This is a genomic window from Mesorhizobium sp. SEMIA396 (genome assembly GCF_024518615.1).
Classification (GTDB): domain Bacteria; phylum Pseudomonadota; class Alphaproteobacteria; order Rhizobiales; family Rhizobiaceae; genus Mesorhizobium.
Map to the genome: position 1 here is coordinate 128,113 of NZ_JANIFC010000005.1, position 14,506 is coordinate 142,618.

At 65.1% G+C, this 14,506-nt stretch carries 8 protein-coding genes; 6 read left to right on the forward strand and 2 right to left on the reverse strand.

What is annotated here, in order from left to right; translation table 11 throughout:
- Nucleotides 1-83: 83 nt before the first annotated feature.
- From NP503_RS14485 to NP503_RS14500, 4 genes are read left to right on the forward strand one after another with little or no spacing between them, the layout of a single operon-like run.
- A complete protein-coding gene (locus NP503_RS14485; RefSeq protein ID WP_027037688.1) occupies nucleotides 84-620 on the forward strand; it encodes a tripartite tricarboxylate transporter TctB family protein in 537 nt (178 codons plus the stop codon).
- Nucleotides 621-624: 4 nt separating this feature from the next.
- Nucleotides 625-2,148 (forward strand): tripartite tricarboxylate transporter permease, encoded by a 1,524-nt coding sequence (locus NP503_RS14490; protein WP_127269607.1) that lies wholly within the window; start codon nucleotides 625-627, stop codon nucleotides 2,146-2,148.
- A gap of 15 nt (nucleotides 2,149-2,163) precedes the next feature.
- Entirely contained in the window at nucleotides 2,164-3,348 is a 1,185-nt protein-coding gene (locus NP503_RS14495; protein ID WP_127271808.1) for a CaiB/BaiF CoA-transferase family protein, read from the forward strand.
- Nucleotides 3,345-4,193 carry a citryl-CoA lyase gene (locus NP503_RS14500; RefSeq protein WP_127270868.1) on the forward strand — a complete coding sequence of 283 codons (849 nt, stop codon included), beginning with the start codon at nucleotides 3,345-3,347 and terminating at the stop codon, nucleotides 4,191-4,193. The genes NP503_RS14495 and NP503_RS14500 overlap by 4 nt, the downstream gene beginning before the upstream one ends.
- Before the next feature lie 4 nt (nucleotides 4,194-4,197).
- Here the strand turns inward: NP503_RS14500 and NP503_RS14505 are convergent, their stop codons facing one another.
- Together NP503_RS14505 and NP503_RS14510 are read right to left on the reverse strand one after the other, a co-directional pair.
- Nucleotides 4,198-4,674 carry an NUDIX hydrolase gene (locus tag NP503_RS14505; RefSeq protein WP_127270867.1) on the reverse strand — a complete coding sequence of 159 codons (477 nt, stop codon included), beginning with the start codon at nucleotides 4,672-4,674 and terminating at the stop codon, nucleotides 4,198-4,200.
- Nucleotides 4,675-4,801: 127 nt separating this feature from the next.
- A complete protein-coding gene (locus tag NP503_RS14510) occupies nucleotides 4,802-5,110 on the reverse strand; it encodes a hypothetical protein (RefSeq protein WP_127270866.1) in 309 nt (102 codons plus the stop codon).
- A 655-nt stretch (nucleotides 5,111-5,765) separates the two neighbouring features.
- Here NP503_RS14510 and NP503_RS14520 point away from each other — a divergent pair.
- Both NP503_RS14520 and NP503_RS14525 read left to right on the forward strand, forming a co-directional pair.
- Nucleotides 5,766-13,847: an autotransporter outer membrane beta-barrel domain-containing protein gene (locus tag NP503_RS14520; protein WP_306254134.1), complete on the forward strand. Its 8,082-nt coding sequence runs from the start codon at nucleotides 5,766-5,768 to the stop codon at nucleotides 13,845-13,847.
- A 35-nt stretch (nucleotides 13,848-13,882) separates the two neighbouring features.
- Nucleotides 13,883-14,461, forward strand: a complete 579-nt coding sequence (locus tag NP503_RS14525) for an invasion associated locus B family protein (RefSeq protein WP_127272727.1) — start codon at nucleotides 13,883-13,885, stop codon at nucleotides 14,459-14,461.
- Nucleotides 14,462-14,506 lie beyond the last annotated feature (45 nt).

The window sequence follows — 14,506 nt, forward strand, 5'->3', positions numbered from 1 at the left end:
CTCGCCTGCCGCATGGACATATGATGCGGCGAAACTGCGGATGCGGCCGGCTGGAGGATGCCGGCCATCTTGGGAGGATACCGATGAGCACCAGCGACCAGCAGGCGGCGCCGTGGCGCCTTGCCGTGCCGGAATTGTTGATAGGCATCGGGCTCCTGGCCTGCGCCGGCGCCGTCGCCTGGCAGACGCTGGCAATCCCGGTGTCGCCGCTCTACTCCAAGGTCGGCCCGACCGTCTTTCCCTACCTCACCATGTTCGGCCTGGTGGTTCTTTCGCTGTTGCTCATCCTTGCCGCGCTTCGCGGCGGCTGGCAGCCGGAGGAGGAAAAGGAGACGCCGACCGACTGGAAGGCGATGGGCTTCGTCGTCATCGGCCTGATCGCCAATCTGCTGCTCATCCGGCCGCTCGGCTTCACGGCGGCATCCGTCATCATGTTCGTTCTGGTCTGCTACGGCTTCGGCAGCAAGCGCACGCTGCGTGACGCAGTGCTCGGCCTGATCCTGGCGCTGGCCGCCTATTTCGGCTTCGCCAGGGCGCTTGGCGTCAACATCGGTGCCGGTTTCATCGAGAACCAGCTGAACACGGTCATCGATGCGTTCATCACCATGTTGAGGGGCTGACGCCATGGAAACGCTCGGACATCTCGCACATGGCTTCTCGGTTGCCTTCACCCCGGTCAACCTTCTGTGGTGCCTGCTTGGCACCACACTCGGTACCGCCATCGGCGTGCTGCCCGGTCTTGGGCCGGCGCTGACCATCGCGCTGCTTTTGCCGATCACCTATCAGGTGGCGCCGGAGGCATCCTTCATCCTGTTCGCCGGCATCTACTACGGCGCCATGTATGGTGGTTCGACGACGTCGATCCTGCTCAACACGCCCGGCGAAAGCGCCACCATCGTCACTGCGTTGGAAGGCAACAGGATGGCGCGTTCCGGGCGCGGCGGCGCGGCACTCGCCACTTCGGCGATAGGCTCGTTCGTCGCCGGCACGATCGGCACGATGGGCGTCGCTTTCCTGGCGCCGGTGGTGGTCAAGTTCGCATTGGCCTTTGGTCCGGCCGAATATTTCTCTTTGATGGTGCTGGCCTTCATCACCGTTTCGGCGGTGCTCGGCTCGTCTTCCGTACGCGGCCTGACCAGCCTGTTCGCCGGCTTCGTCATCGGCATGATCGGCGTCGACCTGCAGACCGGCCAGCCGCGCTTCACCTTCGGCACGAACGAACTGCTTGATGGCGTCGATGTCATCATTGCCGCGGTCGGCCTGTTTGCCGTCGGCGAGACGCTCTACATGGCCTCGCGCCGCTATGCCGGCAAGGACGAGATCGTGCCGCTGAAGGGCTCGCTCTACATGACGGCGGCCGAGTGGGGGCGTTCGTGGAAACCCTGGCTGCGCGGCGCTGCGATCGGCTTCCCGATCGGCGCCATGCCGGCCGGCGGCGCCGAAATCCCGACCTTCCTGTCCTATGCCATCGAAAAGAAGCTGTCGAAGCACAAGGAGGAGTTCGGCACCGTCGGCGCCATCGAAGGCGTTGCCGGCCCCGAGGCTGCCAACAATGCCTCCGCCGCCGGCGTGCTGGTGCCGATGCTGACGCTCGGCCTGCCGACTTCGGCGACGGCGGCGATCATGCTGTCGGCCTTCCAGAGCTACGGCATCAATCCCGGGCCGCTGCTTCTCACGACCCAGGGCGACCTCGTCTGGGGGCTGATCGCCAGCCTGTTCATCGCCAACGTCATCCTCGTCGTCCTCAACCTGCCGCTGATCGGGCTGTGGGTGCGGTTGCTGAAAATCCCGGCGCCGCAGCTTTATGCCGGCATCCTGGTGTTCGCCACGGTCGGCACCTATGGCATTTCGCAATCGCCCATCGACCTCGTCATCCTCTATCTCCTGGGGGCCGCCGGCTTCCTGATGCGGCGCTTCGATTTCCCGACCGCGCCCGTCATTATCGGCATGATCCTTGGACCGCTCGCCGAAACCCAGTTCCGCCGGGCGATGACCATCTCGAATGGCGACTGGTCGGTGTTTTACACCCACAAGCTGTCGCTGACGCTGCTGACGCTCGCCTTCATCGGCCTCGCCGGCCCGCATATCTGGGCCTTCATCGAGCATCGGCGTCGGCGCGGACCGGAGCATGTGCCCGGCGATGCCTGATCGATCCATGACGCCATGACAGAATTGCTTTCCGGTATCCGCGTCCTCGACCTGACCAACGTCCTGGCCGGTCCCTACTGCGCCTATCAGCTGGCGCTGCTCGGCGCCGATGTGATCAAGGTCGAGGCGCCGCAAGGCGGCGACCTAGCCCGCCAGCTCGGCGGCTCGCCAAAGCTGAACAGCGCCGGCATGGGCGCATCGTTCCTGGCGCAGAACGCCGGCAAACGGTCGGTGGTGCTCGACCTCAAGCAGCAAGCCGATCGCGAGCGCTTTTTCGATCTGGTGGCCAGCGCCGACGCCCTGGTGGAGAATTTCCGCCCGGGCGTGATGGATCGGCTGGGGCTTGGTTACGAGGCGCTGAAGACGGTCCGTCCAGGCCTCGTCTATTGCGCGATATCGGGTTTCGGCCAGACCGGGCCGATGCGCGACAATCCCGCCTATGACCAGATCATCCAGGGCCTGTCGGGGATCATGAGTATCACCGGAACACCGGAAACGGCGCCGCTGCGGGTCGGCTATCCCGTGGCCGACACGCTTGGCGGACTGGTCGGCGCGTTCGCCATTACCTCGGCGCTGGTGCGGCAGAAGACGAGCGGCGAGGGTGCCTTTCTCGACGTCTCGATGCTCGAATGCACACTTTCCGCGCTTGGCTGGCCGGTTTCCAACTATCTGACCGTAGGCATCGACCCCAAGCCGATGGGCAATGAGAACATGACGGCGGCACCCTCCGGTACGTTTCGCACCGGCGACGGGCTCGTCAACATCGCCGCCAACAAGCAGGAGCAGTTCGTGGCGCTGTGCCGGCTGATCGGCCGGCCGGAACTGGCCTCCGATGTCCGCTTTGCCGAGCGCGAGACGCGCAAGCGCAACCGTGCGGCGCTTAAAGTCGAAATCGAGGACGCCCTGGCGGGCGCGCCGGCCGCGGCCTGGGAAGAGATGCTCAATCGCGCCGGCGTGCCTGCCGGCAGGGTGCTGACGATCCCGCAAGTGCTGGCCGAGCCGCAAGTGCTCGAACGCCGGGTGACCGCGAATTTTGATGATGTGGCCGGCATGGACAAGCCGCTGACCGTTCTGCGCGGCGGCTTCATGGTAGATGGCGAGGCGCCGTTGCCGACAAAGCCGCCGCCGGCGCTCGGCGAACATATGGGCGAGGTGTTCGCCGACCTGCCACCCCGCGCCAAGACAAAGGCAGGCGCATGAGCGACACGGAGAAGACGGGCCGTGAGCGCGGCGAGGAATGGTGGCAGACCGACATCATCGAGATGCGGCCTGGTGTCATCCGGCTGCGCGGCTACGAGATCCAGGATCTGATCGGCCGCGTCAGCTTCCCGGCTGTCATCTGGCTGATGCTGCGCGGCGAACTGCCCGGCGAGGACCAGGCAGAGTTGCTCGGCATTGCCTTGGGAGCCGCCGTCGACCACGGACCGCAGGCGCCATCGATCGCCATCGCGCGCATGGCCGCAACCTGCGGCGTCGGTATCAACAGCGCCATGGCCTCGGCCATCAACGTTCTCGGCGACGTGCACGGTGGCGCCGGCGAGCAGGCGCTTTCCTTCTATGGTGACATTGCCGTGGCAATCGATGCCGGGATGACGCTGAATGAAGCGGTCTCGACACGGCTCGACCGGTTCTTCGCCGAGGAGAAGGGCTATGTGCCGGGGCTCGGACATCGCTTCCATCCCGTCGACCCGCGCGCGCCGCGCTTGCTGGAACTGACCCGCGAATTTGCCGCACGCGGTGCCGTCAACGGACGTTTCGTCGATATTGCAGAAGCGATCGAGGCGGACGTCGCGCGACGCAAGAGGAAAAAAATACCGCTCAACATCGATGGCGCTACCGCCGTCATCTATGGCGAACTCGGTTTTCCGCCAGCGCTGACGCGAGGGCTTTTCGTGCTGTCGCGCTCGGTCGGCATCCTTGCGCATGCCTGGGAGCAGTCGCAGCAGGCCGAGCGAAACAAAGGGCCGCTGCCGCGCGAATGGCTGTGGACCTATACCGGCACGCCGGTGCGGCCGTTTCCCGAAAGCGATGAGCCCGGCGAGTGAGGCTTTACGCCTGGTCCACCTGCAAAGGCTGAGGAAGCTTCAGCGTCTTCACCAACGTTGAAAGATCAGGCTCGTCGATGAGCATGGCTGCGTCGGCTGGCGCCAGCCAGGCCCGCTGGCGTCGTTTGGCTTCCTGCCAGTCGGCCAGTTCCTCGCTCACCTCGAGCAGATAGACGATGACGTCGACGCGGACAAAGCGATTGGCCAGCCGCTTCCAGTAGGAATAGGTGCCCGCCGGCTGCTTCAGCGTCTTGCCGAGCACGCCGGCTTCCTCCTGTGCCTCGATGGTGGCCGCCTTGCGTCCGCTCTTGCCCTTCATCGGCCAGCCCTTGGGGACGATGAAGCGCCTGGTGGTACGCGACGTGACCAGCATGACCTCGATGTCGCCGCGCGCGGTCAGCCGAAAGGGAATAGCCGCCACCTGGCGGATCCTCTCGCCCTTTTTTGCCTTGCGTACGGCCTTTTTCTTGGTGGCTGCCATTCGTCAATCCAGTCGATGCAATGCCGCATAGCGCGACAAGGCATCGTTGCGAAACCAAAACTTTCGCATGTGCCGAAAGACACTCGAAATACCTAAGTCGGCTAAATAAATGAAAAACGCCTTGATGTCAGCGGCAATTGCTCACGGCGGTGGTGCCGATTATCTGGGTCTGGCAGCTTGGCTTGAGCTGCTGCACGACCGGGGGCGGCTGCTGAACGATCTGGCGGTCCTGGGCGCGGTACTGCTGCTGTTGCTGCTGATATTGCTGCCGTTGTATCCTGTTTTGCAGGATTTGCAGGTCGTTCTGCCGGATCAGCGCATTGTTGCCGGTAGCGGAATTGAGCGCTTGCGCGGAAGCCGGCAGGCAAACGCCCGCCAGCACTGCCGTGGCCAGCATTGCCACTGTGAAGATCGTTGATGGCCGAAGTGCCGACATTCGCTCATTCCCGCGCAAAAAACTCTGCCCACTGATATAGGACGTTTGCGCGGCGATGCCATGGCCAGCGGGTCGAGCATCACGAAATCGGGCAGTCCGATCGCTTTGTTCTGCGATTCCAGCAGTGAACCGCAGATAGTCGTCATATGACGACTATGAAACGTCAGCGGCTTTAGTCAGTGTCCGCACGTAAATTTTCGGTTTCATCCGGCATAAGTTAATGTATTCTAATTGAGTCAGAGCTCCGCAAGTGGGAATGCGGATGCTCTGTTTTAATGCATTGAACCTTATTGCGCAGTGCCGGCATCCTTATTGCAATTGCATGAGCATAGCGGTGGCGTCGCCTTAAGCAGGCATTGAGGCGCGCCCCCGTAAAACGGGGGGTAAGTGCATGGCTTTGTTTTCAAAGCGTGGTGGCTTTGCCATCAAACGCGCATTCGCGGTTCCGGGTTCCGGTATCGACGCTGCCAATGCCCATGTGGCAGAGGTATCCCAGCAAGCAGGGCTTGCCCGCCAAGCGCTGCCCGGCAGTTCGCCTTGTTCGCTTCGTGCGGCGCAAGCGTGGACTTTGTTCAAACTTGGACCGGTGGCACGTGCGCAAGAAGCGTCTGGCTCGGGTCGCCGTCGCCGGCCAGGTGTGATTGCCGGACGGTTGATGGTCCTCCTCGGCGCCACCGCGCTGGTGGGTTTTCCGCCGATACCGGCGGCGCATGCTCAGTTCGTCATAGACGAGAACGGCCCGGATGCTCCGGACAGGGGACCTGGTGGCTTTGACGCAGATGGCGATAATGGCGATCCCGGCGGATCGATTACAAATGCGACCCCTGGAGCCGTAAACAACGTTCCGCAGATAAACGTCAACGCATCTGGATTTGGCGGCACGGCGAATGGCGGCGATGGCGGCGACGGCGGCGAAGGCCTGGCTGGAACGCCCTTTGAAACCAATGGCGGTGAGGGCGGCAATGGCGGCGTTGGCGGATCCGTCGATGTTCTCAACAACGCCACGATTTCGACCATCGGCTCGGGCCATCATGGACTCATAGCTTCCGCGGTCGGCGGCGATGGCGGCAGTGGCGGTGGCGCCCTTCCGGCGATCGTGAACCTTGGCGGCGACGCCGGAAGCGGCAACACCGGCGGCAGCGCCAACGCGGTTGCGTCTGGCACCAGCGACATCACGACGACGGGCGACTTTTCCTACGGCATCTTTTCCAACGCCAGCGGCGGCAATGGCGGCCAGGGCGGTGACAACATCGTCAGTCTCGGCGTCGATGCTGGTGACGGCGGTGATGGCGCTTCCGGCGGCACCGCATCGGCAAGCAACGCCGGCAAGGTGGAAACATCGGGATTGGCCTCTTATGGCATGCTGGTGCGGTCGGCAGGTGGTGTGGGTGGCAATGGCGCCGATGGCGTCGGGGTCGTCAGCGGCGGCGGCAATGGCGGCGGCGCCACTTTGGGCGGAAATGCCACGGGCAGCAATTCGGGCGGCATCATAACGCATGGTGATTTCGCCAGCGGCATGGCCGTACAGTCGGTCGGCGGCGGCGGTGGTGGCGGCGGCGACGCCTTCGGCCTGTTCGGCGGCGGTGGCACCGGCGGCGCAGGCAATGATGGCGCCAATGCAACCGGTACCAACACCGGCAACATCACCACCAATGGTCGGGGTGCTATTGGCATGCTGGTCGAATCGATCGGTGGCGGCGGCGGCGATGGCGGCGGCGCAGCCGGCATCGTGTCGATCGGCGGCACAGCCGGCGGCGGCGGCAAGGGCGGGACTGTCATCGCCAATGTCGGCGGCACGATAACAACTGGCGCTGACGGCAGCGGCGACGGCGCGCATGGCGTTCTGGCTCAGTCGGTCGGTGGTGGTGGCGGCAATGGCGGCTTTGCCCTGTCGGTCGCCCCGGCAGTCGCTGTCGCGATCGGCGGCGGCGGCGGAACCGGCGGCAATGCCGGAGCCGTCAACGTCAACCAGGCCGCGACCGGTCCGACGGTCGACACCAACGGTCGTTCGGCCATCGGCATCCTCGCACAGTCTGTGGGTGGCGGCGGCGGCAATGGCGGTGGCGCCTTTGCGCTTGGCGGCATCGTGTCTGTTTCGGTGGGCGGCAGCGGCAGCGCGGCCGGCAACGGAGACGAGGTCACCTATAACATCGCAAACGCCAAGGTCACGACGCGCGGCACCGATTCCATCGGCATCCTCGCCCAGTCGGTGGGCGGCGGCGGCGGCAATGGCGGCTTCGCTCTCGGTGGCGCGGGTCTCGTGGCTGTCGGCGTCGGCGGCTCGGCTGGTTCAGGCGGCTTCGCCAGGAAAGTCGACGTCACCACCGGCGGCTCGGTCGAAACCCTGCAGGACCGGTCGGCAGGCATCGTCGTCCAATCGCTTGGCGGCGGCGGCGGCAATGGCGGCTTTGTCGTGGAAGGCGCCCTCTTCGGAGCGAGCGTTGGAATCGGCGGCAAGGGCAGCGGCGGCGGCGATGGCGGCGACGTGTTCTTCCGCACCGCCAATGGCGGCCAGCAATCGATCATCACGCGCGGCACCGACTCGATCGGCCTCGTCGTACAGTCGGTCGGCGGCGGTGGCGGCAATGGCGGCTTCGTCGGCACGTTTGGCGCGATCGCCAATCTGGGCATCGGTGGTGGCGGCGGCGCGGCAGGCGCGGGCAAGGCGGTCGATGCGACCTATAATGGTTCGGTCGAGACCTTCAAGGAAAGGTCGGCCGGTATCATCGTGCAATCGATCGGCGGCGGCGGCGGCAATGGCGGCGGCGTCATCGGTGTCGGCCTTGGCTTGACCGTCGGCATCGGCGGCAGTGGCGCCGGCGGCGGCGCCGCGGGCAAGGTCGTCTACAACTCCACCACCACGAATATCACAACCCACGGCGCCGACTCCGCTGGCCTGATCGTTCAATCGATCGGCGGCGGCGGCGGCAATGGCGGCTTTTCCTTCAATGGCGCTATCGCTGCGACCATCGGCATCGGCGGCAAAGGCGGAGCGGCCGGCGAGGCCGAGACGGTCAGGGCCACAATTGGTGGCGGCTTGATCCATACGATCGGCGATCGCTCGACGGGTATTGTCGCGCAATCCATCGGCGGTGGCGGCGGCACGGGCGGCGGTTCCGCAGGACTGAACCTGGGCCTCGGCATCGGGATCGGTGGTAAGGGCGCCGGCGGTGGCGGCGGCAAGACCGTTGATGTCATCAACGGCGCCGTCGTCCAGACCGAAGGTATTCAGTCGCACGGCATCATGGCGCAGTCGGTCGGCGGCGGCGGCGGCTCCGGCGGCTTTGCGGTGACGGTCGGCGGACCTTCCTTCTCGCTGGGCGGCAATGGCAGTTCCGGTGGTGGCAGCCAGAAAGTCTATGTCGAAAATACGGCTCGGATCACCACTGACAGGGACCTCTCGATCGGCATCTTCGCGCAGTCGGTCGGTGGTTCAGGTGGTGATGGAGGCTTGGCGGGCGCCGGTGGTGCCTTTGCGGCCGTCGCTGTCGGTGGCCAGGGCGGCGCTGGCGGGGCAGGTGGCCAGGTCGAGGTCAAAAACACCGCAAACATAACCACCAAAGGCGCGCTCGCGCACGGCATCCTGGCGCAATCGGTCGGCGGCGGCGGCGGCAATGGCGGCAGCGCCGGTGCGGTCGCGGTTGGTATATTCGGTGCGGCTGGCGTCGCGATCGGCGGCGGCGGCGGCGATGCGAACCTGAGCGATCAGGTTACCGTCACCCACAAGGGCGACATCCACGTCGGCGGCGCGGGCGCGAAGGCCATCCTGGCGCAATCGGTCGGCGGTAGCGGCGGTAATGGCGGCAATGCCTATTCCGGAGCCTTCAGCGCCGGTTTCTACGCATCGGCAGCTGTCGGCGTTTCGGTTGGCGGCGAGGGCGGCGATGGCGGCCCTGGCGGCAAGGTTACGGTCAGGGCGGACGGCAACATCATCGCCGACACCGACGCGGTCGGCTCGGGCGGCATCGTGGCACAGTCGATTGGCGGCGGCGGCGGCAATGGCGGCCGTGCGGCCACGATGGCCGGCTCGGTCAGCAACGGCGTCAATGTCAGCCTCGGCGTTACGGTCGGCGGCTGGGGCGGCGACGGTGGCAGGAGCGACCTGGTGATCGTCGATACCGGCCTCAGCGGCGGCGGCAGCATCGTCACCAAGGGTTACCAGGCTGGCGGCATTCTTGCCCAGTCGGTTGCCGGCAGCGGCGGCAATGGCGGCGATTCCTGGGCGGCGGCTGGCGGTTACGGCGTCAATGTCAGCGTTAACGCGACCGTCAGCATCGGCGGCGGCGGCGGCGACGGCAATGTCAGCGACGATGTGCTCGTCCACAATGCCATGACGGTGCAGACGGATGGCGACATGAGCGCGGCGATCCTTGCGCAGTCGATCGGCGGCGGCGGCGGCAATGGCGGCTCGACCAACGGTGCGACCGCCGATCTGGGCGGCGGCCAAGGCGTCAACGTTGCGGCCAACGTGACCGTCGGAGGCGGGGGCGGCACCGGCAATATCTCCGGCGCGGTCGACGTGATCAACACCGGCAATTTGACGACCAAGGGCGATTTCTCCTCAGGCATCGTCGCGCAATCGCTGGGCGGCGGCGGCGGCATGGGCGGATCGAGCAACGCCAAGGCGTTCCACCTTGGCGGCACCAGCGAGACGAGTGTCACCGTCAATGTCGGCATTGGCGGTTCGGGCGGCTCCGGCAACGATGCGGCGTTGTTCCGCCTGGATGACGGCAACAACGTCATCGGCGCCGGCGTGCATGTCGACAATTCCGGGGTAATCCGGACCCAGGGCTTCAATTCCATCGGTATCCTGGCGATGTCGGTCGGCGGCGGCGGCGGCGGCGGCGGCGCGGCTTCGACCGACGAGGAGATCGTTGGCGGAGGCAGCGAAGGCGAGACGTCCGTCGGCATCGGCGCGGCGATCGGCCTCGCCGCGGGTGGTGCCGGCAATGGCGGCACGGTCTCTGTTACCAACCGGAGCCTGATCGTGACCGACGGCGCCGATTCGTATGGTATCAGCGCCAACTCGATCGGCGGCGGTGGTGGTGTCGGCGGCTCGGCGACATCGGGCGTATTGGGTAAATATGCGATCGGTGGGGCGCTTGGCGGGGCAGGCGGCGGCGGTGGCAGCGCTTTCCAAGTCGACGTCTTCAATCTCGCCACGGCCGGCATCTGGACCCAGCAGGAGCGTTCCATCGGCATCTTCGCACAGTCGGTGGGTGGCGGCGGTGGCGCCGGTGGCGCCGGCGAAAGCACCGGTCACACCGATGAATCGGAAGTCAGTGTCAACCTGTCACTGGGCGGGTCCGGCAACGTTGGCGGTAACGGCGGCAAGGTCAATGTCGAAAACAGCGGCTGGATCCAGACCGAGAAGGCCTATTCGCACGGCATACTGGCGCAGTCGATCGGCGGCAGCGGCGGCGTCGGCGGCGCTTCGGGCACCTCGGCCAAGGACTCCAATGTGGCCATAACCTTGAGCCTCGGCGGCGCCGGCGGCACCGGCGGCAAGAGTGGCGAAACCGTTCATGTGACTAATTTCGGGTCGGGCGAGATCCTGACCAAGGGCGATAATTCGCACGGCATCTTCGCGCAATCGGTGGGCGGTGGCGGTGGCGCGGCGGGCGCCGGCTCGACCGAGACAGGCAGCGCGGAAACGTCGGTGACGCTGGCGATCGGCGGGCTGGGCGGCGGGGGCAGCAGCGGTGGCGACGTAATCGTCGACAATCATGGCAAGATCACCACGCTCGGCTATCTTTCGCACGGCATTTTCGCGCAATCGGTAGGCGGTGGCGGCGGTGCTTCGGGTGCCGCGGCCAACGCTTCGGAGGCCGACATGACGATCGGCGGCGCGATTTCTCTGCCGAGCGGCGACGGCTCCAATGGCGGCCATGTCACGGTCAACAATGACGGCATCATCGAAACCTGGAAGGATGGAGCGCTCGGCATTTTCGCCCAGTCCGTCGGCGGCGGCGGCGGTTATGGCGGCGTGGTATCGGCCGACACGGCGGGAGACGAGTCGGTTGCGCTGCAGCTTGGCGGCTTCGGCGGCAATGGCGGCAATGGCGGCAAGCTCGATGTCACGGTTTCCGGCACCATCATCACCCATGGCGAGCGCGCGCATGGCGTGGTCGCGCAATCGGTCGGCGGCGGTGGCGGCTATGGCGGCGACGCCAAGGGCAAGAGCTCGAATGCGTTGGCCATTGGCGGTCTCGGCGGCAATGGCGGCGATGGCGGCGATGTTACCGTCATCCGCACCGGCACGATCACGACGACGGGCAAGGATTCCATCGCCATCATCGCGCAGTCGGTCGGTGGCGGCGGCGGCATCGGTGGTGCCGGTTTCGGCCGCTTTGGCGCCGACGACGACGGCGGCGGGCCAAACGCCATCGGCTTCAACACGCCTGGTGGCACCAAGGGCACCGGCGGCAAGGTAACCATCATCCAGTCCGGCGCCATTGAGACCGATGGCGACCGTGGACACGGCGTCGTTGCCCAGGCGGTGGGCGGTGGCGGTGGCGCCGGCGGCATGGATTCGCTGGCCATGGGCCAGTCGGCGGCCGGCTCGCAAGGTGGTATCGGCGACGCTGCGGCGTCGGCCGCTAGCACGGACAGCCAAGTCTGGGTCAAGGGCGCAAGTTCGTATGCGATGTTCGGCCAGAGCGCGACAGGCGACGGCAATGCCCATGCGGTCGATCTGACGGCGGGTGACAGCCTGTTCGCGCAAGGTGCGGATTCCGTGGCTGTCTATGGCGAGAGCACGGCCAAGGGCGCCAAGGGCAACATCACCATCAACCTGAATGGCCAGTACACGATCGGCGGTGCCGGAACCGGCGTGGCGGCGATGCTTGTCGGGGGCGCAGACAACACGCTGAACAACCACAGCCTGCTCTATGCGATGGGGGCAACGCCGAGTTTCACCATCCAGGCGTCGCAATTTCAGGCATTCCAAGCCTTCCTGTTGGCGCCCGGTCCCGTCGTGCCGACGAATGCGATCCTGGAATCGCTTCTGGACGATTTCAGCCCACTGGCTATCACCGGCACATCGGGCGATGACCATGTGGAGAATTCGAAGAGCGCCGACACGCTCGGACGGGTGATCGGCAACATGGACCTCGGCGGCGGCACGAACAGCTTCCACAATATCGCCGACGCCTCGATGGTCGGCCTCAAGACCATCGATCTCGGCGGCGGCAAGTTCACCAATGACGGGCTGTTTACCAATCAGGGCATCGGCGTCGTGGCCAAAGTGGATGTCACGGGCGGCTTCACGCAGATATTCTCGGGCGACTTCGTCACCGACGTCGATCTCAACAACCAGATCACGGATGCCCTGGCACTAACGGTGGCCGGAGACTTCGATGGTGAAGCGCCGTTGAATTTCCTGTCGATCGACAAATTGTTCGCCGAATATGTGCTGGCCACCGGATCGGCGATGACCGATTCCGGCATCACGCCCACGACGCTGCATCCGGCGGTCGGCTTCAATTTCCTGACCAAGGTGGTCGGCGGAACGGATCTGGTTCTCTATGCCGACAATCCGACTTTCCTGGAGTTGGCACAGGATCCTAACTCCGGCACGACCGATCCCGGCGTCTTCCAGATGGCGCAGTATCTCGATGATGTCGAGGCTTCTTCGAGCCCAGACAATCCGATGGCGCTGTTGATCAACATGCTGCGCTTCCTGCCCGATGAAATGGAGCTCGGCTCGGCCCTGACGCGGCTGACGCCGCACTATGCCGTGCACACATTCGAGATGATCAACCGCTCCACGGACATCATGCTGGAGGCGGCGCGCGAATGCACCGGCGTTCGCGCCTACAAGGATCCCGACGGACGCTGTGTCTGGGCGTCGATCAGTCCGCAAGCCGAGTACAGCCGCGACGCTGAGGCCGGCACCACCAGCCGAGACGACGTCATGAAGACGATGTCGCTTGGCGGCATTGGCGAGGTCAGCCAGCACTGGTCGCTCGGCGCAACGATAGGCCGGACCGAATTCGACTCGAAGATCGATTTCAACGGCGAATTGCTGTCGGCCACGACAGGCGAATCCTGGCAGGCGTATGCGCTGGCGAAATATGCCGACAAGAACTACTTCATCGACTTCGCAGTCGGCGGCGGCACCGGCTCCTTCAAGGGCGAGCGCGATACGCATCTCGATCAGGTGGCCTTCATTCCGGGCGAAACGCTGATCGGCGATTATCTGCCGGAGGCATTGCTGCCTGGCATCGGCAACAGTGTCACCTACACGCAGAAAACCGCCCAGTTCGGCGGTTCGGCGCGGCTCGGCATAACGCAGGAGATGGGTGCTTTCTACCTGCAGCCGACCCTGCAGTTCGACGCGCGCTGGCTGCGTGTTTCCGGCAAGGAAGTGGGCTCGGTTGCCGCCTTCAACTTCGACGGCAGCGCCAACATGTATTATTCGGCGACGCCGGCTTTCGAGATCGGTACCGACATTGCACTCAGCGACATTGCCAGCCTTCGCGTCTACGGCAAGGCTGGCGTGGAGTTTTCCGACAAGGAGTGGGAAATCGAAGGTCGCTTCGCGGCGGCGGAGAATCTGCCTGGCAACCCCGCATTGCACTTGACGGAGGCCGTCGATTCGCCGCTCTATCGGGTCGGCGCCGGCCTTGAGCTGAACGGCGTCAATGGCGTCGGCATGTCCGTCAGATATAATGGCGCCTTCGGCGAAACGGTTAAACAGAACGCGATCAGCGCGTCTCTCAAGGTCAGTTTCTAGCTGGCCCGAGGCGGAGCCGGGCGGGAGGGATCTTGATGAGGAAGTACGCGTATTTCGTGGCGATGCTGGGTGTTGCCTGCACCGTCGGCGTGGCGGCCGTGGCGGCGCAAACCAAGAGCGACAAGGCGGTCGCGGCACCCGCTGCCGCGGATGTGCCGCAGTTGCCCGGCGGCGCGTCGGCACTGTCTGAAACCCACGGCGACTGGACGGTCAATTGCCAGATATCGGGCACGGCCAAGACCTGCAGCCTGTCGCATCAGCAATTCAACAAGCAAAGCAATCAGCGGCTGCTGGCGATCGAGCTGTCGAGCAAGACCGGCGAGGATGCCATGGGCACGCTTGCGTTGCCGTTCGGCCTGGCGCTGGCCAAGGGGGTCAGCCTGACCATCGACGATCAGAAGCTGGACGGCAGCCTGGCGTTCAACACCTGCCAGGTCGTCGGCTGTCTGGTGCCGGTGGTGTTCGATGCGACTGTCACGCCGCTGCTGAAATCAGGCACCACACTGAAGATCGACGCTTTCGCGGCAGATACCGGACAAGCGGTGAACTTTTCCATTCCGCTCAACGGCTTCGCCGGCGCGCTTGCCCGGACCGCGCAGCTTTTGACCAATTGAGGTAGAGCCGCAGGACTTAAAGCGCTGCCTGAATGTCGTCTCGCG